At 61.6% G+C, this 25,668-nt stretch carries 24 protein-coding genes and 2 pseudogenes; 12 read left to right on the top strand and 14 right to left on the bottom strand.

The window, feature by feature from the left end; genetic code table 11:
• The first annotated feature begins 79 nt into the window (after positions 1 to 79).
• Both ACZRMO_RS04140 and ACZRMO_RS04135 read left to right on the top strand, forming a co-directional pair.
• The gene (locus tag ACZRMO_RS04140) at positions 80 to 547 is read left to right on the top strand and encodes an RNA methyltransferase (protein WP_014717486.1); all 468 of its coding nucleotides are present in this window, start codon (positions 80 to 82) and stop codon (positions 545 to 547) included.
• A gap of 68 nt (positions 548 to 615) precedes the next feature.
• Positions 616 to 915, top strand: a complete 300-nt coding sequence (locus ACZRMO_RS04135; protein WP_463971988.1) for a YgaP family membrane protein — start codon at positions 616 to 618, stop codon at positions 913 to 915.
• Between the two features lie 127 nt (positions 916 to 1,042).
• Here ACZRMO_RS04135 and ACZRMO_RS04130 read toward each other — a convergent pair whose 3' ends face one another.
• Complete coding sequence (locus ACZRMO_RS04130; RefSeq protein ID WP_463971987.1) at positions 1,043 to 2,263, bottom strand: M61 metallopeptidase family protein; 1,221 nt, start codon at positions 2,261 to 2,263, stop codon at positions 1,043 to 1,045.
• A gap of 13 nt (positions 2,264 to 2,276) precedes the next feature.
• Positions 2,277 to 2,726 carry a YcgN family cysteine cluster protein gene (locus tag ACZRMO_RS04125; protein WP_463971986.1) on the bottom strand — a complete coding sequence of 150 codons (450 nt, stop codon included), beginning with the start codon at positions 2,724 to 2,726 and terminating at the stop codon, positions 2,277 to 2,279.
• Positions 2,727 to 2,879: 153 nt separating this feature from the next.
• Here ACZRMO_RS04125 and ACZRMO_RS04120 point away from each other — a divergent pair, with 153 nt between their 5' ends.
• On the top strand, positions 2,880 to 3,464 hold the full coding sequence (locus ACZRMO_RS04120; protein WP_463971985.1) for a nitroreductase family protein: 585 nt from the start codon (positions 2,880 to 2,882) through the stop codon (positions 3,462 to 3,464).
• Between the two features lie 62 nt (positions 3,465 to 3,526).
• Here the strand turns inward: ACZRMO_RS04120 and ACZRMO_RS04115 are convergent, their stop codons facing one another.
• From ACZRMO_RS04115 to ACZRMO_RS04085, 7 genes and pseudogenes are all read right to left on the bottom strand, one after another.
• A complete protein-coding gene (locus tag ACZRMO_RS04115; RefSeq protein ID WP_463971984.1) occupies positions 3,527 to 7,021 on the bottom strand; it encodes an OspG family effector kinase in 3,495 nt (1,164 codons plus the stop codon).
• 142 nt (positions 7,022 to 7,163) lie between these two features.
• On the bottom strand, positions 7,164 to 8,096 hold the full coding sequence (locus ACZRMO_RS04110; protein ID WP_463971983.1) for a D-2-hydroxyacid dehydrogenase: 933 nt from the start codon (positions 8,094 to 8,096) through the stop codon (positions 7,164 to 7,166).
• Positions 8,097 to 8,203: 107 nt separating this feature from the next.
• Complete coding sequence (locus tag ACZRMO_RS04105; RefSeq protein WP_185709408.1) at positions 8,204 to 8,497, bottom strand: YcgL domain-containing protein; 294 nt, start codon at positions 8,495 to 8,497, stop codon at positions 8,204 to 8,206.
• Positions 8,494 to 9,627, bottom strand: coding sequence for a ribonuclease D (gene rnd, locus ACZRMO_RS04100; RefSeq protein WP_463971982.1), 1,134 nt, complete (start codon positions 9,625 to 9,627; stop codon positions 8,494 to 8,496). Before rnd ends, ACZRMO_RS04105 begins: the two co-directional genes overlap by 4 nt.
• A 123-nt stretch (positions 9,628 to 9,750) precedes the next feature.
• The gene (locus tag ACZRMO_RS04095; protein WP_124528006.1) at positions 9,751 to 10,350 is read right to left on the bottom strand and encodes a class I SAM-dependent methyltransferase; all 600 of its coding nucleotides are present in this window, start codon (positions 10,348 to 10,350) and stop codon (positions 9,751 to 9,753) included.
• Positions 10,351 to 10,451: 101 nt separating this feature from the next.
• Positions 10,452 to 11,822 (bottom strand): glutamine synthetase family protein, encoded by a 1,371-nt coding sequence (locus tag ACZRMO_RS04090; protein WP_463971981.1) that lies wholly within the window; start codon positions 11,820 to 11,822, stop codon positions 10,452 to 10,454.
• 245 nt (positions 11,823 to 12,067) lie between these two features.
• A pseudogene (locus ACZRMO_RS04085) lies at positions 12,068 to 12,229 on the bottom strand (transcriptional regulator CynR); the annotation flags it as partial.
• Here ACZRMO_RS04085 and ACZRMO_RS04080 point away from each other — a divergent pair.
• Positions 12,228 to 12,314: pseudogene (locus tag ACZRMO_RS04080) on the top strand (cyanase); the annotation flags it as partial. The pseudogenes ACZRMO_RS04085 and ACZRMO_RS04080 sit on opposite strands and share 2 nt — an antisense overlap.
• Positions 12,315 to 12,368: 54 nt before the next feature.
• A complete protein-coding gene (locus ACZRMO_RS04075; RefSeq protein ID WP_463971980.1) occupies positions 12,369 to 13,208 on the top strand; it encodes a cache domain-containing protein in 840 nt (279 codons plus the stop codon).
• Positions 13,209 to 13,354: 146 nt separating this feature from the next.
• Here ACZRMO_RS04075 and pobA read toward each other — a convergent pair whose 3' ends face one another.
• Positions 13,355 to 14,548 (bottom strand): 4-hydroxybenzoate 3-monooxygenase, encoded by a 1,194-nt coding sequence (pobA, locus tag ACZRMO_RS04070; protein WP_463971979.1) that lies wholly within the window; start codon positions 14,546 to 14,548, stop codon positions 13,355 to 13,357.
• A 180-nt stretch (positions 14,549 to 14,728) separates the two neighbouring features.
• Between pobA and ACZRMO_RS04065 the strand changes: the two genes are divergently transcribed.
• Positions 14,729 to 15,607: a helix-turn-helix domain-containing protein gene (locus ACZRMO_RS04065; protein WP_463971978.1), complete on the top strand. Its 879-nt coding sequence runs from the start codon at positions 14,729 to 14,731 to the stop codon at positions 15,605 to 15,607.
• 164 nt (positions 15,608 to 15,771) lie between these two features.
• Here the strand turns inward: ACZRMO_RS04065 and ACZRMO_RS04060 are convergent, their stop codons facing one another.
• Positions 15,772 to 15,948, bottom strand: a complete 177-nt coding sequence (locus ACZRMO_RS04060; protein WP_463971977.1) for a hypothetical protein — start codon at positions 15,946 to 15,948, stop codon at positions 15,772 to 15,774.
• 100 nt (positions 15,949 to 16,048) lie between these two features.
• Entirely contained in the window at positions 16,049 to 16,954 is a 906-nt protein-coding gene (locus ACZRMO_RS04055) for a LysR family transcriptional regulator (RefSeq protein ID WP_463971976.1), read from the bottom strand.
• A 107-nt stretch (positions 16,955 to 17,061) separates the two neighbouring features.
• Between ACZRMO_RS04055 and ACZRMO_RS04050 the strand changes: the two genes are divergently transcribed.
• Both ACZRMO_RS04050 and ACZRMO_RS04045 read left to right on the top strand, forming a co-directional pair.
• Positions 17,062 to 17,928 carry an MBL fold metallo-hydrolase gene (locus ACZRMO_RS04050; RefSeq protein ID WP_463971975.1) on the top strand — a complete coding sequence of 289 codons (867 nt, stop codon included), beginning with the start codon at positions 17,062 to 17,064 and terminating at the stop codon, positions 17,926 to 17,928.
• A 34-nt stretch (positions 17,929 to 17,962) separates the two neighbouring features.
• A complete protein-coding gene (locus ACZRMO_RS04045; protein WP_463971974.1) occupies positions 17,963 to 18,577 on the top strand; it encodes an NAD(P)-dependent oxidoreductase in 615 nt (204 codons plus the stop codon).
• A 115-nt stretch (positions 18,578 to 18,692) separates the two neighbouring features.
• On the opposite strand, the gene ACZRMO_RS04040 is transcribed toward ACZRMO_RS04045, so the two are convergent.
• Positions 18,693 to 19,571 carry a LysR substrate-binding domain-containing protein gene (locus ACZRMO_RS04040; RefSeq protein ID WP_463971973.1) on the bottom strand — a complete coding sequence of 293 codons (879 nt, stop codon included), beginning with the start codon at positions 19,569 to 19,571 and terminating at the stop codon, positions 18,693 to 18,695.
• A 111-nt stretch (positions 19,572 to 19,682) separates the two neighbouring features.
• Between ACZRMO_RS04040 and ACZRMO_RS04035 the strand changes: the two genes are divergently transcribed.
• The 4 genes from ACZRMO_RS04035 to ACZRMO_RS04020 all read left to right on the top strand — a co-directional run bounded on the left by ACZRMO_RS04035 (position 19,683) and on the right by ACZRMO_RS04020 (position 25,247).
• Entirely contained in the window at positions 19,683 to 21,308 is a 1,626-nt protein-coding gene (locus tag ACZRMO_RS04035; RefSeq protein WP_463971972.1) for a 5-guanidino-2-oxopentanoate decarboxylase, read from the top strand.
• Positions 21,305 to 22,735: an aldehyde dehydrogenase family protein gene (locus ACZRMO_RS04030; protein ID WP_463971971.1), complete on the top strand. Its 1,431-nt coding sequence runs from the start codon at positions 21,305 to 21,307 to the stop codon at positions 22,733 to 22,735. Before ACZRMO_RS04035 ends, ACZRMO_RS04030 begins: the two co-directional genes overlap by 4 nt.
• Before the next feature lie 251 nt (positions 22,736 to 22,986).
• Positions 22,987 to 24,174: a cyanate transporter gene (locus ACZRMO_RS04025; protein WP_463971970.1), complete on the top strand. Its 1,188-nt coding sequence runs from the start codon at positions 22,987 to 22,989 to the stop codon at positions 24,172 to 24,174.
• 137 nt (positions 24,175 to 24,311) lie between these two features.
• Positions 24,312 to 25,247, top strand: coding sequence for a LysR family transcriptional regulator (locus ACZRMO_RS04020; RefSeq protein ID WP_032864824.1), 936 nt, complete (start codon positions 24,312 to 24,314; stop codon positions 25,245 to 25,247).
• A 4-nt stretch (positions 25,248 to 25,251) separates the two neighbouring features.
• Here the strand turns inward: ACZRMO_RS04020 and ACZRMO_RS04015 are convergent, their stop codons facing one another.
• Entirely contained in the window at positions 25,252 to 25,614 is a 363-nt protein-coding gene (locus tag ACZRMO_RS04015) for a 5-carboxymethyl-2-hydroxymuconate Delta-isomerase (RefSeq protein WP_017736313.1), read from the bottom strand.
• Positions 25,615 to 25,668: the final 54 nt, after the last annotated feature.

The following is a 25,668-nucleotide window of genomic DNA, read 5'->3' as shown; positions in this document are numbered from 1 at the left end:
CCTGCGATAGCGATCCGCCAAGCACCACAGCCCCTCAGCACCGTATAATCGCGTTTTTTTCTCCAAGGCACCCTTCCCCGTGGGCAATAAACGCTACAGCTGCATCGGTCTGTACAACCCCAAATCCCCCGAAAACGTCGGCTCGGTGATGCGCGCCGCCGGCTGCTACGGCGTGGCCTCGGTGTTCTACACCGGCGTGCGCTACGAGCGTGCGCGGGATTTCATCACCGACACCAAGAAGGTCCACCACGACATTCCGCTGATCGGCATCGATGACCTGAAAAAGATCCTACCCCTGGGCTGCATCCCGGTCGCCGTGGAACTGGTGGACGGCGCCCGCCCGCTGCCCGAATACACCCACCCCGACCGCGCGCTGTACATCTTCGGCCCCGAAGACGGCTCCCTCGACAAAGAGATCCGCGACTGGTGTGAAGACGTGGTCTACATCCCGACCACCGGCTGCATGAACCTTGCCGCCACCGTCAACGTGGTGCTCTACGACCGCCTGGCCAAGGGCAACAACACCCGTTCGGGCCCCAAGTACTGAGTTTGCGGGAACATCCGGCGCCTGCGGGCGGTCAGCTACGTATCACTTGCCCAGGTTGGAGACAGATCATGAACGACAGCAAAAACGTACACGGTTTGGAACGTATCGGCTCACTGGCCGGTGGCGTGATGATGGTAGGCAAAGGCCTGCGCCGTGGCGGGATTTTCGGCTTGATCCAGGTGGCGATTGGCGGCGTGGCGTTGGCTCGTGGGTTTACGGGGCATAGTTCGCTCAAGGACAAGCTTGAGCAGGGGCGCCAGGAGATGAACACAGTTCGCACGAAGATCGAGCGCGTGGGGGCCGAGTTGAAAAACCTGAAGACCTCGGCTGAAGTGGCTGCCGAAAAACCGATCAAATCAACCGGCTAACCCCAATCCCATGTGGGAGCGGGCTTGCCCGCGATAGCAGTGTGTCAGCTCATACATCTGGCACAGGTAGACCGCTATCGCAGGCAAGCCAGCTCCCACATTGATCATTCCCACATTGGTTTTTGTGTCAGTGCAGTAATTTGCTATCCAGCACCACCGACCCTTCACCGATCACGCTTTCCGCGAGCTGCACGAACTCAGCAGTCGTGATGCTATTGGCCCGCATCACCGCCTGCGCCAGGTCATCCAGCGAGCGCTTGTTGTGGGTTTTCACGCGAATCTCGCGATCCAGTTCCTGCAACACCACCACCGCCCGCGACACCGTGGCGCCGCTGACGTGTTCGCCGCGCAAGGTGGTGACGTCCTTGCCTTCCTTCGCCAGCCGCGCCTGAATCGCCTGATAGCGCTCATCGGTAATGCCCCCGGCACGTCGCACCAGTTCAATGGCGTAATACTCCGCCAGGCCTTCGCTGATCCAGTCGCTGGTGTCGTGATCGTTGAAGCGCCCAATCGCCTGCACCACTTCACGGATCAACGGGCTGCTGCCGTTTTCGCTGACCAACGGCGTGCGGCTGTTGAGGTATATCGAGTCGCGAGCCGAAAACGCTCCACGGCGCATCGGGTCGCTGGCGCCGACGATCAGCAACTTGGCCGGATGCCGTGGGAATGCGGCTTCCACCTGCGGCCAGACGAAGGTCAGCAGCGTCAACACGTCCATACGGCGCATGGCCTGGCCCTTGGGCGAGGCCACGGTGACTTCGGTTTCGCCCAGGCGCACGCGGCGGCTGCCGAGGGTGCCGGCGAGCATCCAGCCAGTGGGCCGGTCGAACAGGCGTGAGACGTTGTCGATGCGGAACTTGTTTTTGCCGATGCGCGGCCAGGCGGTCTCGATGCTTTTCCAACCGGCAGGCAATTCGAACACCAGGCGCGAGACCAACTCGACACCGTCCTGCTGGTCGAGTCGCGCGGCGGGCACCAGGTCTTCGCCGCGAAACAGCGCCCAGCTCGGCGTCATGCGTGCTTCATAGAGGCCTGCCTTGCGCGCGTGGGTGAGGCGTACGCGGTAGGTCAGGCTGGCCTTGTCGGCGCTGGGTTGCCACACGCCACGGCTGTCGCTGATCTTCCACTGGCCGTCGGCCTTGAAGTCGCTGTAGTCACCGTCGTGACCCAGGTCAAAGTCCAGGCTGCGCACCGCCGAACCCTGGGACAGGCTGACCCGCACTTCGGCCTGATCGCTCTGGGGCAGCAACTTGACGTGATAATCCAGATCGACTTTCTTCGCGCACCAGCCCGGCACGCTCAGCGCCAGCAACACCAGGGTGGCGGCCAGCTTGACTGCGATCGTCATGGCGACTCCTTTCTCAGCCTGCGCGGAAGATCAGGTAATCCTCCCAGTCGTCTTCGGGCACGCTGCCTTCGGCGAGCATGCGCCCGGACTGGGAAATACGTTCGTTGTGCACGGCGTCGCGGTCGCCGCAGACCAGGTGGTGCCAGAGGGGCAGGTCCTTGCGCTCGCTGACCAGGCGGTAGCCGCAGGTCGGCGGCAGCCATTTGAACTGGTCGGCCTGGCCGGGCGTGAGCTGGATGCAATCGGGCACCGAGGCGCGGCGGTTGGGGTAGTCCGTGCACTGGCAGGTTTTCAGGTCGAGCAGTTTGCAGGCGATGCGCGTGTAATAGACGCTGTTGTCGTCTTCATCCTCAAGCTTTTGCAGGCAGCACAGGCCACAGCCGTCGCACAACGACTCCCACTCCTCCTGATCGAGGTGTTCAAGGGTTTTGCGTATCCAGAAAGGTTCGACTTTGGCGGCCATGGCTCTACATCAGTATCGGTAGGTGAAAAGGCCGCCAGTCTAGTGCCCAGGGCCCCGGGAACCAAGCGCTTACGACTGGCGGTGTAACAACACTTGTCAGTCTAGTGGCCGCGCAGTAGCTTTGAACGCCGAATCGACCCTCAGGAACCGCCCATGACACGTGTTGCCGATTACCCGATCCACTCCCAGTTCACCGACCGCTGGTCGCCCCGCGCCTTTACTGGCGAGAGCATCCCGCAAGAAACCCTGCTGAGCTTCTTCGAAGCCGCGCGCTGGGCACCGTCGGCCTACAACTCGCAGCCATGGCGTTTTCTCTACGCGCGCCGCGACACGCCGAATTGGGAACGCTTCCTCGGCCTGCTCAATGAATTCAACCGTGGCTGGGCGCAACACGCCTCGGCGCTGGTGATCATCGCCTCGAAGACCGACTTCACCGCCCCCGGCGCCAGCGAAGAAACCCCGGCGCTGTGGCACACCTTCGACACCGGTTCGGCCTGGGGCCACCTGGCGTTGCAAGCCAGCCTCAGCGGTTATCACACCCACGGCATGGCCGGCTTCGATCAGGAACTGACCCGCAAAGAACTGAAAATCCCGGAAGGTTATGCACTGCATGCCGCCGTGGCGGTGGGCAAGCTGGGGGACAAGTCGACCTTGCCGGAGTACCTGCAAGGTCGTGAAGTACCGAGCCCGCGTCGGCCGTTGAGCGAGCTGGTATCAGAAGGTGAATTCAGCCTCTAAGGGCCTATCGGCCTGCCGACGGCGAATCAATCCTGAATCACCGTCGGCGCGTCACCGAGGAATTACGCCGGCATCAACAGCTTGTTTAAATTTTTATACAAGTCAGCCTTAAACAGTTCGTAGTCATCCATAAGATCCTCCGGTATAGGGTCGCCTACATTGAGGTCGCTACGCGAGTTAGGGCTGATATCCACCGGATAAATTTTCTTGTCTCGCGCAGAGTACAAAAAATTCCCCAGATGCAGATCACCCTGGAAGATATTTTTCTCTTCAAGTGATCTGAACACATCATCCAAAAGACCGCGTACTTCCACCGGTAAGCTCTCGGCTTGAAAACTTGCAAGGCTGACACCATCAAGTTTTTTCATCTTGATATAAACGCTGCCCATGCTATCAACCGCCTCTGCAAAACCCTCGCCGTAGTATAAATTCAGGGCATCGGCCTGATTAAAGACAGCATTGATATCAAATGACTCGAGGTCGGTGTCAAAACATTTGTACACACTGGCGCCATCGCGACTCTCATACAGTACAGCCTGCATGCCCGAACCAATCTCGCGCCCACAATCACTGTTCACTCGAGACGGATAGCCGCCCCTGGCGCCCAGACGTTGCCACTGGTCACCCTGGACATGCTGCACCAGCAACTCGGTTTGCCGATTGTTGTGATAAATCCGCGCCTGGATCATCCCGTCTTCACTGCGGGTGACCTGCCGAACCTCATAGACAGCCTGCTGCCCCCGTTGATCGGTGTGGCGTATGAACGATTGATGCCCGTTCGCCGCGGTATAAACGCCTTGGCTGTTGCGCGACAGCCCAGTGATCGTCGACTCCGGCACCTTGAAGGCGGTATGCAACGTATTGTCTAACTGAGCGCCCTGCGGGATTTCCTTCGCGCGGATCACACCTTTCATTGCATGGGTGTTAGGCACAAACGCTTCAAGCGGACTGCCATAGGGCTGCAGTTTTTCCACATCCAGCGCATACCACTGGCCCTTGTGTAAAACCGCCCCACCGTCAACGGTTTCTCCTGCCACCTTGAAGGTGCCTATTGCAGCGGCGCCATGTTGCCGGCTTGCGGCTTTGAGCAAGTCGTAGCTAGCGCTTGCCCCCCTGAGCCGGTTGACCCCGTCAATACTTTTGGAAATCAAGCGGCTGGCGCCTTTTTTGATAAGCCTGCCGACACCCTGGGCCAGGTCACCGGCACCGCTCAAGGGGTTGAATACCTCGATGGCCGCTGCGCCGACAAATCGCGCGGCCTTGGCCGCCCCGCGCACGCTGGAAATACCTTTTGAAAAGGCCTTGCCCGCCTGCGCCGCCTTGCCCGCGCCCAACGTGACCAGGCCAATAAAATCCAGGCTCAGGTCGAACAACCCGGCGCCAATGTCGCCGTTGCCGAAGTTGACGATGGCCGACCGCAGGGGAATCAGGTCCAGGAAAAACTCACCGACCGCCTTGAGGCTGGCCGCCTCCTTGTCGAAGGACGTCACCCCCCGGGCCTGGTCCGACAAGTCCTGGTTGCGCAAATCCAGGGACTCGGCAAACACCCTGCCGATGTATTCACTGCGCGCCGAGCCAAAGGCTGGCAGCTTGTCACCCGCACCGGACTGCGCCTTGGCCAGGTCCGGCTGCTCATCCTTGAAGGGCTTGAACAGCAGCGTTTTGCTGATCAAATCGCCGTCTACCCGTTGCAGGTTCTTATCCGTGTAGGGCGGCGTGTAGCGCCTTATCCAGAAGTTCTGCTTTTCAACCGTGCCCGCCTTGGTGTCGATCTCATAAATATTCACCTCGCCGCCCAACGTGGTTTTGACCCGCAGGGTGTGCCCCCTCTTTTTCAGGGTTTTCGACGGCGCAATGACCATACCAAAGCCCATTTTGTACTCGTTGGTATGAAAGAACTCCAACTCACCGTACTCAAGGTTCTTGCGGTCTTGCGGGGGTAACGTCGCCAGCAGCGCTTGGGCCAGGCCCTGGTGACCTTTTTTGGCCGCCGTGATTGCCTGGTCATATTCGCTTTCAAAGGGCTCAGCGACCTCCAACTTGCCGCTTTCGCGCAACACGCAAAACGCGGCGGCGGGAAGGCGTTTGTCCGCAGATTCCCAATGCTCATGCTCGCCCAGCTTTTTACCGTGCATGACAATGTCCAGCATCGAGCGTGGCCCATCGACCCTGCCGGTTCTTCCGGGGACTCGAAACACGCCAATCATTCCCTCCACTTCGAACAGCGCGGGGTCAAGGTCGGGAAACGCCGCCTTGAGCGCGTCCAGCGCCATCTCCCGGCGGCTGGGGATCGGCGTCTTCGCCAGGCTGCTGGCGGTGGTCAGGGCGAGCATCTGGCGGTTGTACTCGACCCGTACGGTTTCCAGCTCGAGGTCTGTGGGCGTGGCGCGGGTGAGCAAGCCGTTCGCGACGGCCCAGTCCGTCATGGCTTTTTTCTGAATGTCTTGCAGTACCGCGCTGCCGGTATTGAGCTCGGCGGCACACGCCAGCACTTCGGCATAGTTCATCGAGAGCGAACGGCCGGGCGTGTCCGCTTCGATCCTGGCGGCAGCAATCGCCAGTTGGGCCCAGGTGAGGCTGCCGTAGGTGACACTGCGCGGAATATCTTTGACCAGAAACTCCGGGGCTGCTTTGGCCAGCAGCAGGCGCGCGCCCAGGCTGGCTGTTTGTGCCGTGACCCGGCCTTTATCCAGCAAGTACTGGGCGAGGTTGTCGACGATTGTCTTCGCCCCTTGCCCTCTGTGGGCTTCACGCGCCAGGTCGAAGCCGGCGACCGTACCCGGCGCCGGTGCATCCAGCGACTCCGGGTCCAGCCCCAGGTGGATAGCCGCCAGCAGGTATTCATTGCGGCTACTGTCCGTGGCATAACCGCCCAGTTGCGTCTGTATCGCCTGCCCCAGCGCCTGGGCCTTGGCCGAACCGAGCAGTTTTTCGATGGCGACTGTGGGCTTGTTAAAATCGGATTCCGACACAGCACTGCCACTGAGCAGATAACCCAAGGTGCCTTTTCGCTCATCCGCCAATGGCAGGCCAGGCAATTGCGTGGTGGTGCCTTGCAGCAGCGTCACAATCGAGCGCTGATCCTGGGTGCTGGGCGGCGCAGGCCAGGACAGCGCGCCGCTGAAATTGCCCAATGGCGGCGTCTGCGCCCGCTTGACCACCAGGCCGTTGAGCGTGATCAATTCCTCCAGGGTCCTCGGCACGTTTAGCCCGCTGCCACGAATAAAGGCTTCCACGCTGACTTTGTCGGGAATGCTCAGCGCGTTTTGGCGGAAATAGGTGGAGTCTTCACACACCACCATTAAGGTGTTTTTCAAGCGCGAGGCTGGGTTGCTGTCGCCAGTGTCCAGCGCCTGAATGATCGCCTTCAGATGCTTGGCCAGGGTTTGCCAGTCGCAGTTGTCACCGAAGGCGGTTTTCAAGGCTGCCGGGTTGTCGAGCCGGTTCGGCGTGTGGGGCGGGGTCGAAACAGATGCCTGCTCGGTTAGCGTGGGTGACTGTACGACCAATAACGGCGGGATTGAAGGCGTGAAACGAGAGTGCGCAATGAGCGTCATGGGGTACCTGTCCATAGCTAGGAGTCGTCCAATGGGAGGCGCTTGTCGGCGCCTCCCAGGCTCACTGGGTGTCAAAACCCTGGGACGTGGTTCCCGCTTGAATGTCAGGCTTTATGTCAATGGAGAAATGCTGAAGCTTGGCTCAGTAACCCCGCTCGAAGCTGACTTCGCCGCGTAACGCTTGCTTGGCCTTGTACGCTTGCACATTCTGCAAGAACAACTCCACCATCATCGGTGGCGACGTCGGCGCCGAGCTGTGCCCGGTCAACAGCAACCCCCACGCGGTCCAGAACGGATGGCGCTGCGGCAACGGTTCCTGGCGGCACACATCAATCACCGCGCCGGCCAGATGCCCTTCTTTCAACGCCTCGACCAGATCGGCATCCACCACCGAAACCCCGCGCCCGACGTTAATGAACAACCCGGTCGGCTTGAATTGCGTGAACAGCGCCGCGTCGTACAGGTCGTGGGTATTGGGCGTGTTGGGCAGCAGGTTGATCACATAATCAACTTCGCCCACCAAGCGGCCCAATTGATCCAGACCGGCCACTTCGACAAAGGGTGCCTGCTCCCGCGCCGTGCTGGCGATGCCATACAGCGTGACGCCAAACGGCACCAGGAACTCGGCGACGCTCTGGCCGATATCGCCGGTGCCAACGATCAACACCTTGCGCCCCGCCAGGCTCTGGCCCATGCGGCTGTCCCACTTGCGCTCCACCTGGCTGACCAGCCGCGCCAGGACTTCGCGCTCGTGGCCGAGCATGTAGGTGAGGACAAATTCGGCCATGACCTGGCCATAAATACCCACCGCGCGAGTCAGGCGATAGTTGCGCGGCAAACCGTCGGCCAGCAGCGGCGTGATACCCGCCCAGGTCGATTGCAGCCACTGCGGCTGATGGCCTTGGCGCAACAGGGTGGCCAGTAGGTCGGGTTGGCCCAGCCAAACCGGGCAATCGGCGGCCAGGCGTGACAGTTCGGCCGAGTCGCCGCTGGTCAATACCTCAAGGTCCGGTGCCGCTTCGCCCAGCAATTGGGCGTAGAGCGGGTGATCCTGTTCAGCAATCAGAACACGCATGCTTAAAACCTTTCAAAAACAGTGCAGACGGCCGCCCGCATCCTTACGGCCACCGCCCACCAATACGATTGCATTGAAAAATGTGCCCCGAATGGGGCACTGACCGATCACATCGGGTCGTTGCGGCGCAGCAGTTCTTCGGGCAAGTGTTCGATGTACTCGTCCTCGGGTGGCGGCATTTGCAGGTGGTAGCCCTGCTTGTCGAGGTTTTCCAGGACCTGCGCGATGTCTTCCTGTTGCAGCTTGCGCTCAGGGGTCAGCACCAGGTTGAACGCGTGCACCGGTTTGCCGAATACAGTGAGCAGGCCTTCGGGCACCCGTTCCAGCACATCGCTTTTGAGCACGTAGAGGTACATGCCGGCGCGTTTGGGGCTGCGGTAGATGGAGCAAATACGTTTCAAGGCTGTTCTCCGGCAGTGGCCAGGCTGTCGAGCAGCGTCTGGCCCATCAACTCGCGGCGCCAGCCACGCAGCGAGTCTGGCAATTTATAAGGCCCATCGGGGTAGCCACTTTTGACCAGGGCTTCGAGGGTTTTCTTGCGCAGCATCAGTTCCGGGGCCATGTCCAGGCGCTCGGCTTCGGCCTGGCCCAGGGCACGCAGCTGCTTGATCAGCGTGGCAGCGTCCACCGGCAACGGCTCGGCAACGGCTGGCGGCCATTGGTCGATGGAGACACTGCCAGCACGCTTGATCAGGTCCAGCAGGAACTGGCCATCCTGACGCACGGTGCGCGGGTGCATGTCTTCGATCTTGCCCAGGGCGGCGAGATTATCCGGCTGGGTCTTGGCCAGGGGCCACAACGAATGCTCACGAATGATGCGGTTGCGCGGCAGGTCACGGGCACGCGCTTGCTGCTCGCGCCAGGCGCACAGTTCACGCAATACGGCGAGCTGGGCGCGGGACAGTTTCCACGCCAGCTTGGCGTCGCGGTACACCTCGTACGGGTCGGTTTCGCGGCGCAGGTTGGCCACCAGCTCCGCACCGTCTTCCAGCACCCAGGCATATTTGTCATCGGACAGCTGCGGGCGCAGGCGCACGTAGACTTCGGCCAGGTGCACCGCGTCTTCGGCGGCGTAGCTGATCTGCGTCTCCGACAACGGCCGCTGCAGCCAGTCCGAGCGGGTCTCGCCCTTGGGCAGTTCGATATCCAGCACCGCTTGTACCAGGCGCGAATAGCCCATGGAGAAGCCGAGGTTCAGATAGGCGGCAGCCAATTGGGTGTCGAACAACGGCACCGGCAGGCTACCAGTCAGGCGTAGCAACACTTCCAGGTCTTCGCTGCAGGCGTGCACCACCTTGATCACCGCCGGGTTCTCCAGCAATGCGGCCAAGGGTTGCCAGTTGTCGATGGTCAGGGGATCGATCAGGTAAGCGCGTACGCCATCACCAATCTGGATCAGCCCGGCAATGGGATAAAAGGTGTCGACCCGCATGAATTCGGTGTCGAGGGCGACGAATGGCAACTGCTGCCATTCGGCGCAATGCTGGCCGAGGCTATCGTTGTCGCAGATCCAGTGAATATCGATGGCCACACGGCTCTCCCTTGAAGAATGGCGCGCAGTATATATCGCGAAAGGGCCTCGCGAGCACCCGCAGAACACCCGCCATCGTGAAAACTCCGACAAGAGACGAAAGAATAGTCCGACAGGCGGTAGTTATCCTCTCTTACGCAGCACGTAGACCCGCCACAGCTTGGAGCCGGGCATGAATTCCTGATGATTGAGCACGCTGAAACCGGCCTGGCGAAATTCGTCTTCCACGGCCACGGCCGAATTGACCGAGACGATCACCGTGTCGCGGCTGACCCGATGAAACTCGCGCAGCAAGGCCAGGCGCCCTTCGCTGCTGGGCACATGGCGAAACAGTTCCAGGCAGAAAATGCAGTCCACCGCATTCGCCGACAAGCCGATGGAAAACGCCGAGCCCTGGAACGTCTTGATCCGCTTGAGCAGCGCCGCCGGATGGTGGGTGCGGGCGTGGTCGAGCATGTCCTGGGAATTGTCCGAGGCCAGGATCACCCGGTTGACGTGCTCGGCCAACACCGGCCAGAAGCGCCCGGAGCCGCAGGCCAGATCAAGGATCAACCCCGGCTCGCCCGCCACCTTGAGCGCGTGGCGCACCAACCGTTCATCACGCCATGCCGTCAGGCGCTGCAACAGGCCAGGCGGACGCGTGTCGCCGCAGACCCGCGCGTGCTCACGGTCACAGCGCTCGGCGTATTCGATCTCGATGGAGGATGGAGGTTGTGACGACATCACGGGCCCATATGAATGAAACGGTAGTGAACGACCTTATGCCGCAGCTTAACCACTGCAACGTGAAAAAAAGGTCGAAGCCCTCACTGCCGCCAACCCGTTCAGGCTTGATGCAGATACCAGCGCCAATCCTGCTCGCCGACCTCGCCCATGAACTGGCGGTACTCGGCGCGTTTTACCGCGAGGTACACGTTGAGGAACTCGCTGCCAAACGCGTCCCGCGCCCAGCTGGAACCTTCCAGCGCGCGCAAGGTGGTCAACCAGTCGGTGGGCAACAATTCCTTGGCCTGGGCGTAACCGTTGCCTTCCACCGGCGCGCCGGGGTCGCGCTGTTCGCGGATGCCGCGATGGATGCCGGCGAGGATCGCGGCGGCGGCCAGGTAGGGGTTGGCGTCGGCGCCGCAGATGCGGTGTTCGATGTGCCGGGAGTTGGCCGGGCCGCCGGGCACGCGCAGGCTGACGGTGCGGTTGTCCACGCCCCAGGTGGCGGCCAGCGGCGCGTAGCTGTTGGTCTGGAAGCGCCGATAGGAGTTGGCGTTGGGGCAAAACAACAGCAGCGAGTCGAGCAAGGTGCTGAGCATGCCGCCCACCGCCTGGCGCAGCAGCGGCGTGCCATCGGCGGCCTCGCTGGCGAACAGGTTGCGGCCCGCGGCGTCCGCCAGGCTGACGTGCATGTGCATGCCGGTGCCGGCCAGGTCGTCGAACGGTTTGGCCATGAAGCAAGCGGTCATCCCGTGTTTGTGCGCCACGCCCTTGACCAGGCGCTTGTAGCGCACGGCTTCGTCCATCGCTTGCAGGGCGTCGGTGCGGTGCTCCAGGGTGATTTCCACCTGGCCCGGGGCGTATTCGGAAATCGCCGTGCGCGCCGGGATGCCTTGCAGTTTGCAGGCGCTATAGAGGTCGGCGAGGAACGGTTCGATCTGCTCCAGCTCACGCAGGCCGTAGACCTGGGTGGAGCGCGGGCGCCCGCCGTCCACGTCCCGCGCCGGTTGCGGGCGGCCATCGCTGTCGGGCTTCTGGTCCAGCAGGTAGAACTCCAGCTCGGCCGCCATCACCGGGTAATAACCGTCGGCCTTGAGCCCGTCGATCACCTTGGCCAGCAAATGCCGGGGATCGGCCACGGTGGCGGGCAACCCTTCTGTCGGATGCATACTGACTTGCACCGCCGCCGTCGGTATCAGCCGCCACGGCATACGCTGCAGACTGCCGCTGATCGGGTAGGCGCGGCAGTCGATATCGCCGACGTCCCAGACCAGCCCGGAGTTTTCCACGTCATCGCCATTGATGGTCAGGCCGAGGATGGTGCTGGGCAACGGCCGGCCGCTTTCGTACACCGCCAACAGCTCATCGCGGTGCAGCAACTTGCCCCGTGGCACGCCGTTGTTGTCGAGGATAAACAGCTCGAACATCTCGATGTCCGGGTGTTGCGCAAGAAAGGTGTGGGCTTCGTGCAGGCAGGCAAAAACACTCATGGGAATTCTCATACGTGTGCGTCAGGCAGGCGCGCAGGTGCACGCCCTACGGGGGGCGGATCAACGTAGGAGAACGGCGTCTGGTGGGCGCGCGTGCCGGCAATGGAACAGTGCCCAGAAAGCCAGCTCGGGAAGCGTGTCGCGGGAACCGTCCATGGGGGATCACAGTGAGGTCGATGCCCGCAGCGTCACACGCGCGGATAGTTGGATAAATTCAGGGTTGACGGAGTTTGGTTGCAGTTTGGCTAAACATTCGGCTTCGCCTTGATCAATTCGACAAACGCCGTGCGCTGCGGCAACGCAGGGCTGATCGCCACTGCGTGCAAACCCGAATGGGCCGTGGCAATCGCGCTGGGCAGGACTGTGGCCAGCGCGGTATGGCGCACGATTTCAATGATCGCGCTGATGTACCGTTTCTACGAAATGCTGCAGGTCTACGGCTCCACCCTCAAGGCCCTGGATAGCAAGTACCTGCCCACCAAACCCTTCTGAATCGGCAACGACCGTCTACGCTCTTGGCACACAGACAAGAACGAGGGACGGACCATGAAGGCAATGCTGCGCATCACCTGGCTGCTGCTGTTGTGTTGCAGCCAGGTACACGCCGCAACCGTTGAGGAAGCGGACGCGCAAGCCGCCAAGGCTTTGCTGGAAAAAGCCTTGGCGTATTACCAGACCCAGGGCGACAAGGCCTTCGCCGCCTTCAGTCGCCAGGGCGAATTCATCGACCAGGACCGCTACGTGTTCGTGGTCGATACCCAGGGCGTGCTGCTGGCCAGCGGCGGGCCCTCTTCCGCCTTGATCGGTCGCGACGTCAGCGAAGTGCTCGGGCCGGATCTGCGCCAGTCGTTCAAGGACGCACTCAAGGTGCCCGAAGGCCAAGGCATCCAGCAGGCCGACTACCGTTGGCAGAACTGGAACGACGGCAAGGTCGAGCACAAGCATGTGTTCTACCAGCGCGTCGGCGAACGCATCCTCGCGGTGGGTTACTACCTGCCACGGGCCACCCCGGAACAGGCGCGGGCGCTGCGCAACAAGGCGGTAGACGCACTGGTCAAGGACGAGGCCGGCACACTCAAGGCGATCAATTCATTGCAGGGCGGTTTCCTGCAGGATGACCTGTATGTGTTTGTGGTCGATCTCAACACCGGGCGCTACGTGGCCCATGGCACCAACCTGCGGCTGATCAACACCGACTTCAGCAAGATCAAGGACCCCGACGGCAAGCCGGTGGGCGAACCGATCCTCAAGCTGATGAGCGAGCAGGACCAGGGGGAATACAAGTACCGCTGGAAGAATCCGGTGACTGGCAAGGTGGAGAATAAGCATGCGTACTTGCGCAAGAGTGGGCATTACATGGTGGCGGTGGGTTACTACAGCCCCTGAGGATAAAATGCAGTCAAAAACTGTGGGAGCGGGCTTGCTCGCGAATGCGGTGGATCAGTCAAAGATATTTCGATTGATCCACCGCATTCGCGAGCAAGCCCGCTCCCACATAAGCCAGTTCCTACAGTCGGATATTGTGGTGTTCGTTATTCGATGGCTTCGTAGGGAAGTCCCACATAATTCTCGGCAATGGTCCTACGCCCCGCTTCGGAATGAATGAAGTACTCCAGCTCACTCTCTGCAATCCGTTGGCTAAACCCATCCGCCTCAGGAAACTGATGCAACATCGAAGTCATCCACCAGGAAAACCGCTCCGCCTTCCACACCCGCCGCAGGCAGATTGCCGAGTATTTCGCCAAGAGATCCACACGCCCCTCGCCATACACTTTGAGCAAAATGCGGTACAAGGTGCTCACGTCACTCGCGGCCAGGTTCAAGCCCTTGGCCCCGGTGGGCGGCACGATGTGCGCCGCATCGCCGAGCAGGAACAGGCGCCCGTACTGCATCGGTTCCACGACAAAGCTGCGCAAGGGCGCGATGCTTTTCTCGATGGACGGTCCGGTCACCAGTTTTGCGGCCAATTCGCCAGGCAGGCGGGTTTTCAGCTCATCCCAGAAGCGTGCGTCTGACCATTCATCCAACGGCTCCTCCACCGGCACTTGCAGGTAATAGCGGCTGCGGGTCGGCGAACGCATGCTGCACAGGGCAAAGCCACGCGCGTGCTTGGCGTACACCAGCTCGGCATGCACGGGCGGGGTGTCGGCGAGGATGCCGAGCCAACCGAAGGGGTACACACGCTCGAATATTTTCCGTGATTCTTGCGGAATCGACTGACGGGCAACGCCGTGGAATCCATCGCAACCGGCGATGTAGTCGCACTCCAGGCGAAAGGCTTCGCCCTGATGTTCGAAGGTAAGCCATGGCCGATCACTTTTCACATCATGGGGCTGCACGTTGCGCGCTTCATAGAGGGTGCTGGCGCCTGCTTCGGCGCGGGCGTGCATCAGGTCGCGGGTGACTTCGGTCTGGCCGTAGATCATCACCGACTGGCCGCCGGTCAATGCCTTGAGGTCGATGTGGGTGAGCTGGCCGTTCAGGGCCAGTTCAAAACCATCGTGCACCAGCCCTTCACGGTCCATGCGCTGGCTCACACCGGCTTCGCGCAACAGATCGACCATGCCTTGCTCCAGCACCCCGGCACGGATGCGGCCTTGTACATAATCGGCGCTTTGGCGTTCCAGGATCAGGGTCTGGATACCGGCGTTATGCAGCAGCTGGCCGAGCAACAATCCTGAAGGACCGGCGCCAATAATGGCGACTTGAGTTGTCAGGGTTTTCATTATTCTTATCGCCTGTGCATTCCACCCGAACGGATTGAGTGAAAGAGTTGTCATTGGTCGTGTGGCTGACATTTTTCACTTGAGTCACCGGCATAAGAAGGTGAAAACTGAGCCAAAGCCTGCGCTTTTTGCCAATCGGGGCGATTACCGCACCACTCTCCTGGGTATCGGATTGAAACCATGACCAAAACCGCGATTCCGGTCTTCAAGCTTTACGGGGAGGACCAGCAATGGCCGACCCCCGATTTGTTGCACTGCGAAACCATTTCCCGGCGCAGTCGGGAATACCAGTGGGAAATCCAACCCCACCGGCACGCGGATCTGTGCCAATTGTTGTACGTGCACAAAGGCCAGGCGCACCTGGAAATCGAAGGCCAACGCACCACGATCAACGAGGCGACACTGCAGGTGCTGCCGCCGCTGTGCGTGCATGGGTTTCGGTTTGCCGAAGATGTCGAGGGCTACGTGGTAACACTGGCGGCGCCGCTCGTCAGCCACTTGCAGGCGCAACTGGGGGGCACGGTAGATGGCCTGCAGGCCTTGGGAAATTATCCGGCAGGCAAGGACAGCGATTACCTCAACCACCAGTTCGCCCGCCTGCAGGACGAATACGCCGATGAACAACCGGCGCGGGACATGATGATGCACGCCCTGGTCAGCGTGCTGCTGGTGTGGATCAGCCGCCAGGCGATCCAGCGCCGTCACCCACGGGCGCCGCGCGGGCGCGAGTATTTTCGGCGGTTTACCCAGCTGGTGGAGCAGCATTACCGCGAGCATCCGAAGATTGAGGACCTGGCCCACAAGCTGGGGATCTCGGTCTCACACCTGAACGGCACATGTCGGGAATTGGGTGGGCAACCGGCGTTGCAGATCATGCATGACCGCCAGTTGCTGGAGGCCAAGCGCCTGCTGACTTACACCAGCATGAGCATCAATGAAATGTCCGAGGTGCTGGGGTTCTCCGACCCGACGAACTTCTCGCGGTTGTTTCGTCGACGGGTGGGGTTTTCGCCGAAGGCGTTTCGTGAGCAGCTGAAGGCCGAAGCAACACAGAGCTAGAAAGGTGGAAACGAATTTTATGTGGGTATGGGCTTGTGTGGGAGCGGGCTTGCTCGCGAATACGGTGTGTCAGCCACCCGATGAGTCGACTGAACCACCGCATTCGCGAGCAAGCCCGCTCCCACACAAGCCCGCTCCCACATTAAATTTCCAGCAGGCCGGACTTAGCGCAACGCGCTGAAACTGCCGGTATGCGGAACACATTGGTCCTGATGACAGCTGATCGCAAAGCTCGGCTGCATGCGGGTTTGCTCGACGCGGTAGGCGGCAGTGCCGTACAGCGCGCTGGCAAGCGCGCAGAGGGAGAAAATCATCAGGTACTTTCTGGTTTTGATGCTCATGGCACAGACCTCTGAGCGGGACTACAAGGTGCTGTTTAAAGCATAGGCCAGCCGCGGCGAGTTGCCATTATTGGGCGACATTCAACCGGTTTATATCAGCCTACAAACCGACGTCCCATGCTGGCTCCTGCGGAAACCTCACGACCAGAAAATCCAACAAGCTGCGCAACGCCGACGGCATGTGCTTGCGCGAGGCGTACACCGCGTAGATGTTCATCTGCCGGGGCTCGGCCTCGGGCAGCAGGCGCACCAGTTCGCCACGGCGGATGTGATCGCCCGCCTGATAGCTGGGCAGCATGCCAATACCGGCACCGGCCAGCGTCACGCGCAACAGGGTACTGGCCTCGTTGGCGGTGATATTGCCGTGCACCGGCACCGACACGTGCTCACCGCCCTCCTCGAAATGCCACAGGCTTTTGCCGAAGTAGGAATGGGTGAGGCAGTTATGCCGCGCGAGGTCTTCGACTTTCTGCGGCGCCGGATGCTCCAGTAGGTACGCGGGGCTGGCGCACACCACGGAGCGACAGACGGTCAAGCGCCGGGCGATCAGGTTGGGGTCCAGGTCCGTACTGGTGCGAATGGCCAGGTCGATCCGCTCATCCACCAGGTTCACCGTGCGGTCGAGCATTTGCATGTCCACCGTCACCAGCGGGTAGCGCTGGACGTATTCGGCGATGACGTCGGCCAACTGCGCCTGGCCGAACGAGGTGCTGACGCTCAGGCGCAACAGGCCACGGGGCGCGTCGTCGGGTTCGCTGACGGCGGCCTGCATGTCGCAACTCAGCTCCAGCAGTTGCCGGCAACGCGGCAGGGTTTCGCTGCCGGCGGCGGTCAGGCTGAGCTTGCGCGTGGTGCGATGCAGCAGGCGTGCGCCGACCCAGTCTTCCAGCTCCGCCAGGTAGCGCGAGACCACCGGGCGCGACAGGTCCAGATGGTCGGCGGCGGCGGACTGGCTGCCCAGGTCCACCACGGTGACAAACACGCGCATTGCTTGAAGACGATCCATGATTTGCCCGATTTTAGAAACAAACTATGTCCCAGCATCGCATTTTTAGTTGCGTTTGGTGCAACTAAGCTCTGTGCATCCTTTGAATCGACTGCTGGAGCTGCCCGATGCTGTCCACCCTCAAGCGCTTTACCCTAGCCACCGCCGCCCTGGCCTTCGTCGCCCATGCGGCCGCGGCCGACCTGACCCTCGACGTGTATAACCCAGGCGAAGCCGCAATCTTCCCGGTCAGCTCGGTGCTGGTCAGCGGCGCGAAAGACGCGATCCTGGTGGACGCGCAATTCGGCAAGGCCCAGGCCGAACAGCTGGTGCAGAAGATCCGCGCCAGCGGCAAGCACCTGACCACCATCTACATCAGCCACGGAGACCCGGACTACTACTTCGGCCTCGACACCCTCACCGCAGCGTTCCCCGACGCCAAGGTGCTGGCGCCGCAACCGGTGGTCGATCACATCAAGGCCACGGTGGCCGGCAAGCTGGAATTCTGGGGGCCGAAAATGGGCGCCGACAAGCCGGCTAAAACCATCGTGCCGGACGTGCTGCCAGGCCGCAGCCTGAGCCTGGAAGGCCAGCAACTGGAGGTCATCGGCCTCGACGGCCCGCAGCCGGACCGCAGCTTTGTGTGGATTCCGTCGATCAAGGCCGTGGTCGGTGGCGTGGTCGTCGCCGAGAACATCCACCTGTGGATGGCCGACACCCAGAGCGCGCAGTCCCATAAAGACTGGCTGGCGACACTGCAACGCATCCAACAGCTGAAACCGCAGACAGTGATCCCGGGCCACTACCTCGGCACACCGACGCTGCAATCGGTGGCCTTTACCGCCGACTACATCAAGGCCTTCGATATCGAGACCGCCAAGGCCAAGGATTCCGCTGCCCTGATCGCGGCCATGAAAAAGCGTTACCCGACCCTCGCCGACGAAAGCTCGCTGGAGCTCAGCGCCAAAGTCGCCAAGGGCGAAATGAAGTGGTGAATGGTTTCAAAACCCTATCGAACTGGAGAACGTCATGAGCAAGATTGCAATCATTGGTGCCACCGGCCGTGCCGGTAGCCAACTGCTGGAAGAAGCGCTGCGTCGTGGGCATACCGTTGTGGCGATCGCACGCAATATTGAATCCATCGACGCGAAACCTGGTGTGACAGTCAAGCAGGCTGATGCCTTGAACGCTGACGAACTGCAACAGGCTGTCAATGGAAGTGATGTAGTGATCAGTGCTGCACATTTTGCGACCGTGCCAGCCGAGGCCGTAATCGGTCCGGTGAAAAAAGCCGGTGTGAAGCGCTTGCTGGTAGTCGGTGGTGCAGGATCTTTGTTGCTGTCGACCGGCGAGCGCGTCATCGACAGCGCTGGATTCCCCGAGGAATATCGTGCCGAGGCAAGTGCAGGCAGCGCGTTCCTAGACAAGTTGCGTCACGAGAAAGAGTTGGATTGGTCATTCCTGTCGCCGTCAGCAGAGTTCGTTGAAGATGTGCGTACAGAGGACTTCCGCTTAGGCCAGGACCACCTGCTCATCAGCAGTAAAGGCAGAAGCTGGATCAGCTTCTCCGACTACGCCATTGCGTTGATCGATGAAGTTGAATCGCCAAAACACTCGCGCCAACGTTTCACCGTGGGCTACTGACACAACCGGATCAAAACTGTGGGAGCGGGCTTGCTCGCGAAAGCGGTGTGTCAGTCAAAGATGTTCCAACTGACCCACCGCATTCGCGAGCAAGCCCGCTCCCACATTTGGATTCTCAGTGTTGTGCAGATTGTGCCTGGCTGACCAACCAATTCATTAAAGCCTCAAGCCCCTCCGACGGCACCGTCTCCGGCGGATATACCAGGAAATACCCCATCCCCGTCGGCACCCTCAACTCAAACGGCATCACCAACCGCCCCGCCTTCACATCCTCGCCAATCAGCGCACTGTCGCCTATCGCCACGCCGGAGCCTTGGGACGCTACCGTCATTGCCAGATCCAGGGTTTCAAAATGATGCCCCTGGGCCAGGTTGCTCAAGTGTGTGTTCGCGGCTTTCAGCCACAGCGCCCAATCCCGCTCGTCTCGCGTAGGGTGCAACAGCACCTGTTGCTGCAAATCCAGCGGGCGCTGCAAGTCGCCCAGCAGCGCGGGCGCGCAGACCGGTGTAAGTTGCTCATCGAATAAATGCCGCGCCTCGGGTGGTTGCTCGGCGATGGGCGCGTAGATCAGCGCCGCATCGAATTGTTCGCGGCGAAAGTCCACGCTGTAAGCCACGGTGGTGGTGAGTTCCACCGGCACGTCCGGGCGTTCTTTTTGCCATTGCATCAGGCGCGGCAGCAGCCAGCGCATCACGCAGGTGGACGCCTTGAGTTGCAGGGTCTGGCGACGGCGGCCGATCTGCTCCACGGCGTCACCGATCAGGCCGAATACCTGCTGCGCGCGCAGTGACCATTCACGGCCTTCATCGGTGAGGCTCAAGCCGCGCGCCTGGCGTTGGAACAGCGCATAACCCAAATGACTTTCCAGCCCGGCGATCTGCCGGCTCACCGCACCTTGGGTGATGTGCAATTGCTCGGCGGCGCGGGTGAAGTTGCAGCACTGGGCGGTCACCCAAAAGGTGTGCAGCGCGGGCAGCGGCGGAAGACGTTTCATTGGGGCGCAGCCATGACGTGAGGACATGGCTAGTATGACTTTTTATCGATTGTTGCCGCTACCGGCCAGCCGCTCCAATACCGCCTCGAATCCATAACAAGAGCGACCTCAATGGCGACCTGCGGCGAAGTATTGGTCAACCTCCTCGAAGGCTACGGCGTGGACCAGGTGTTTGGCATCCCCGGCGTGCACACCGTGGAGTTGTATCGCGGCCTGGCCCGCTCGGGCATCCGTCACGTCACCCCGCGCCACGAACAGGGCGCCGGTTTTATGGCCGACGGCTACGCGCGCACCAGCGGCAAGCCCGGTGTGTGTTTCATCATCACCGGCCCGGGCATGACCAATATCACCACGGCCATGGGCCAGGCCTATGCCGACTCGATCCCGATGCTGGTGATTTCCAGCGTGCAATCGCGCAGCCAATTGGGCGGCGGGCGTGGCAAGTTGCATGAGCTGCCGAACCAGGGCGCGATGATGGCCGGTGTCGCCGCGTTCTCCCATACCTTGATGTCGGCAGCGGAGTTGCCCGGCGTGCTGGCGCGGGCGTTCGCATTGTTCCAGGCCGGGCGGCCGCGACCGGTGCATATCGAGATTCCGCTGGATGTGCTGGTGGAAAACGCCGATGCCCTGCTGGGCAGCGAGCCGGTCAGCGTGGCGCGCGCAGGGGCCGCGCCGGCGGCGGTGAAGCAGATGAGCCAGTTGCTGGCGGCGGCCAAGCGGCCATTGATTCTGGCCGGTGGCGGCGCCATCGATGCGGCGCCCGAGTTGGCCCAGCTTGCAGAAGCGCTGGGCGCGCCGGTCGCGCTGACCATCAACGCCAAAGGCCTGCTGCCTTCAACGCATCCGCTGCTGATCGGCTCAACCCAAACCCTGGTCGCCACTCGCGCCCTGGTGGCCGAAGCGGACGTGGTGCTGGCCATCGGCACCGAGCTGGCCGAGACCGACTATGACGTCACCTTCGCCGGCGGCTTCAAGATCCCCGGCGCCTTGCTGCGCATTGATATCGACGCCGACCAGACCGTGCGCAACTACCCGCCGCAGGTGGCGCTGGTGGCCGACGCGCAGATCGCTGCCGAGGCGCTGCTCAGCGAATTGAACCGCCAGCCGCTGCCTGCGCGTGATGCAGATTGGGGCGCGCACCGCGTCGCCCAACTGTGGGCCGAACTGGCGCCCACCTGGGACGCCGCCACCCGCGCACAAACCCTGTTCCTCGACACCGTCCTGCAAGAACTGCCCGCCGCCGTCATCGTCGGCGACTCCACGCAACCGGTATACAGCGCCAACCTCACGCTGAACCTCGACCACCCGCGCCGCTGGTTCAACTCGTCCACCGGCTACGGCACCCTGGGCTATGCATTGCCCGCCGCCATCGGCGCGTGGCTGGGGCGTGGCGACGGGCAACCGGTGGTGTGCCTGATCGGCGACGGCGGCCTGCAATTCACCCTGCCGGAACTGGCCAGCGCCGTGGAGGCACGCACGCCGATCATCGTGCTGCTGTGGAATAACCAGGGCTACGAAGAGATCAAGAAATACATGGTCAACCGCGCGATCGAACCGGTCGGCGTGGACATCTACACCCCGGACTTTATCGGCGTGGCCAAGGCACTCGGTTGCGCCGCCGAACGCATCCACGGCATCGAACATTTGCGCAGCGCCCTGCGCGCCGCGACGGACCGCCAGGGGCCGACGCTGATTGAAATCGACCAGACACTTTGGATGCAGGCGGTGGCGCAATGAACGGTGTGTATATCAACGGTGAGTGGCGTGAAGGCAGCCCGGTGTTGGAGGTGATCAACCCGGCCACCGAAGCGCTGCTGGCGCACGTCAGCGTGGGCGACGCCGCGGCGGTGACACTGGCGGTGGATGCCGCCAGCGCAGCCTTTGCCGACTGGTCAAAAAGCACCGGCCGTGATCGCGCCGCGCTGTTGCGCAAGATCGCCGAGGGCGTGGGCGCGCAGCGTGAACAGCTGATGCACTTGCAGTCGAGCAACAACGGCAAGCCGCTGTTCGAGGCGGGCATCGATGTGGATGACGTGATCGCCACGTTCGAATACTACGCCGGCATCGCCGAAGCGCTGGACGCTGGCCAGGACAGCCCGGTCGAGCTGCCCAGCACCGATTTCAGCGCACGCCTGCGCCGTGAACCTTGCGGCGTGGTCGGGCTGATCGTGCCGTGGAATTTCCCGATGGTGACCACCGCCTGGAAACTCGCTCCGGCCCTTGCCGCGGGTTGCTGCGTGGTGCTCAAACCGTCGGAAGTCACGCCGCTGGCCGAGCTGCAACTGGCGCGGATCATCGCTGAGGCGGGCTTGCCGGCGGGCGTGTTCAACCTGGTGTGCGGCACAGGCTTGGCAGTGGGCGCACCGCTGGCGGCGGACCCTCGGGTGGCGAAGATTTCCTTCACCGGCAGCAACGCGGTGGGCGTGCAGGTGATGCAACGCGCGGCCGAAACCATCAAGGGCGTGAGCCTGGAATTGGGCGGTAAATCGTCGCTACTGGTGCTGGCGGATGCCGACCTCGACCTGGCCGTGGAGCTGGCGTGTGGCGGTGGATTTTTCAACGCCGGGCAGATCTGTTCGGCGACCAGTCGTGTGCTGGTAGCTGACAATTTGGCCGACGAATTCCTACGCCGCTTACAGCTGCGCGCTGAAGGCATCCGCGTGGCTGATCCGTTTAGCGACGACGTGGAAATGGGCGCGCTGATCAACCGCGTGCAGTACCAGCGGGTGCTCGGGCATATCAGGCGTGGCATCGAGGATGGCGCGCGGTTGCTGTGTGGCGGTGAGCGTCCTGAGGGGTTGGAGAAAGGCTTTTTCATTCGGCCGACGGTTTTTACCGATGTACCGCTGGACAGTGCGTTGTGGAACGAAGAGATCTTCGGCCCGGTGTTGTGTGTCAGACGTTTTGCCACTGAGGACGAGGCTGTTGCCTTGGCCAACGACAGCGATTTCGGCCTGGTGGCCAGCGTGGTCAGCGCCAATGCCGACACCGCCGAGCGCGTGGCCAATGCCTTGCAGGCCGGGCTGGTGTGGATCAACGCGCCGCAGGTGATCTTCCCGCAGACGGCGTGGGGCGGCTACAAGCAGAGCAGCATCGGCCGCGAGCTGGGGCCGTGGGGGTTGGCGGCGTTTCAGGAGGTCAAGCATGTGATCAGATCCGTCTGACACCGAAGCTCCCCTGTGGGAGCGGGCTTTTGTGGGAGCGGGCTTGCTCGCGAATGCGGTGGATCAGCCACAGATGTGTCGGCTGACACTCCGCATTCGCGAGCAAGCCCGCTCCCACATAAGCCAGTTTCCACATTTAGAGAGGTGGTGTGTCAGTCACCCGCATTTTTTAGATAGCGCCTGCGACTTTCTCATTTGCCCCCCTGCCCCACCCATGGCCTGATTCGCCCTCGCTCATTCAAGGCAGGCCCATGGAAAACGTTCAGGCAAAACCCACCACCGCCGTTTGGCTGATGATCAGCGTGGTGCTGGTCGCCCTTAACCTGCGTCCGTCGATGGCGGCCGTGGGCCCGTTGTTGTCGTCGATTCGCGGCGACGTGCCGCTGAGTTTCAGCAGCGCCGCGTTGCTGACCATGTTGCCGGTGATGGCCATGGGGCTGGCGATGTTTTTCGGCATGGGCGTGGCCAGGCGCCTTGGTGAGCACCGCAGCATTGTGCTGTCACTGTTGGTGATTGGCGTGGCGACGCTGTCGCGGTTGTTTCTGGATTCGGCACTCGAGTTGATCGTCAGTGCGATTGCCGCCGGGGTCGGGATTGCCTTGATCCAGGCGTTGATGCCGGCGCTGATCAAGTCGCGGTTCAGCGACAACGTTTCACTGTTCATGGGGTTGTACGTCACCGCCATCATGGGCGGCGCGGCGTTGGCGGCGTCGTTCGCGCCGTTTGTGCAGGTGCAGACCGGCAGTTGGCGTATCGGCCTGGCGGTGTGGGCGGTGCTCGCCGGGTTGGCGCTGGTGTTCTGGTATGCGCAGCGCTCGGCTTTGCCGCCGTTGGTGCCGGCCGGTTCCACCCGGCAGGAATCGTTTTTCGGCAACCGTCGCGCCTGGCTGCTGGCGATCTTTTTTGGTCTTGGTACGGCGTCCTACACCTGCGTACTCGCCTGGTTGGCGCCGTACTACGTGGAGCAAGGCTGGAGTGAACAGAGCGCCGGTTTGTTGCTGGGTTTTTTGACCGCAATGGAAGTGGTCTCCGGCTTGGTCACCCCGGCCATCGCCAACCGGCGCCAGGATAAACGCGGGGTGGTCGCGGTGCTGCTAGTGCTGATCATCCTCGGCTTCTGCGGCCTGATCCTCAGCCCACAACACCTCAGCCTGTTGTGGCCTTGCCTGCTGGGCCTGGGCATTGGCGGTCTGTTCCCGATGAGCCTGATCCTGTCCCTCGATCACCTCGACAACCCGCGCCGCGCCGGTGGCCTGACGGCCTTTGTACAAGGCATCGGCTACCTGATTGCGGGCTTGTCACCGCTGATCGCGGGGATGATCCGTGACCAGTTGGGCAGCTTCGAATGGGCCTGGTGGTCGCTAACGGCGGTGGTCGTGGTGATGCTGCTGATCGTCACGCGCTTCAATCCCAAGCATTACGCGCGGCATATCCGCTGACGTCGTGTTGCTAACAGTATTTGTCCCACGCCAAACATAGAAACGACCTACAGAGCTTTCTAATGGTACGGCCGTTCCGTTAAGCTTTTGCGCTGTCTTGTACTGAGTTCGGTACAACGGGTTTACGGACGAAACCGATGTTAAACAGTAACTTGCTCAGAAAGCTCGATATGCAGGACCTGATGGTGTTTATCGCCGTCTACGACCAGAGCAGCGTTACCGACGTGTCCGAAACGTTGTTCGTCAGCCAGTCCACCGTGAGCTACAGCCTGAAGAAACTGCGCACCAGTTTTGAAGATGAGCTGTTTATCAACACGCGGGCGGGCATGCGTCCGACGTACAAGGCCACCAGCATGTACGGCCATGTACAGAAGATCCTCGAAAGCATCAACCTGTGCCACGCCGGTGGCCAGGCGTTCGATCCGACGCAAAAGGCGGTGACCTTCAATGTGTGCGCGCCGGAATACTTCGAACAGTTGATCCTGCCGCGCCTGCTGAAGACCTTCGACCGTGCCGACCTGCCGGTGATCGTCAATGTGCAGAAGCTGGAGACGGACATCCCCGCTGACGACCTGCGCGAAGGCCGCCTGGACCTGGTGATCTGCTTCGGCCCGAACTTTCATCGCGCCCACAAAGACTTCAAGACGCAGATGCTGCTGGAAGACGACCTGGTGTGTGTGTTCGACAAGCGCTCAGCGCCGAGGGAGCCCGCGTTCAGCCTGCAATCCTTCGTCGAACGGCGCCATGTGTTCCCCACGCCGTGGACCTCCGACACCAACATGATCGACGGCTGGCTGGGGCGCCAGGCCCACAAGCGCCAGGTGATCGCCCGCGCCAACAGCTACGGCGCGGCGCTGAAGATGATCACCGGCACCGACTTCATCGTGACCCTGCCGCGCCGCGTGCAAAAACTGCTGGCACCGGCCAGTGTGTTTGGCCATTGCGAAGCGCCCAACGGCTTGCCGGGGTTCACCCTGGATATGCAGTGGAATGAAACCAGCGAACAGGACAGTGCCAATACCTGGTTTCGTGAGCAGGTGGTGAAGGTGTGCGCGGATCAGGGCTTGTTGTAGTCCATCAGCCGATGGCGACTTTGCTGTAGGAATCGCGATCCATGTCTACTAGCAGGACACTCAGCTGAACCTGGATACCCTCTGGCCAGTCGCCCAGATCCTGCAAGGCTGCCAGCAGGCTTTCCGACAACTGCTTCTTGACCTGCGGTGAGCGACCGCTGAGCAGTGACAACTTCACCGCGACAAAGCCGCGTGGATCGAGGGACGTGCCCACCTGGAACGTCTCAACCTTGACCGCTCGACTTTTGATATCGAATTCGGACCCGAACTGGCCAGACACCATCAGCACGTTATTGAGCCGCAACAGGGTTTTCTCAACGGCAAGGCCTGTCAGGTTGGCGGTGTATTCCAGGTGCAGGTGTGGCATGGGTGGCTCCGAGACAAACGTAGGAAGATTCCTAGATATATCACGGATAAAACC

This window comes from Pseudomonas sp. B611, from assembly GCF_055407965.1.
Note: the sequence above shows the minus strand (reverse complement) of the source record. Positions and strands in the feature narration are given on the sequence as shown.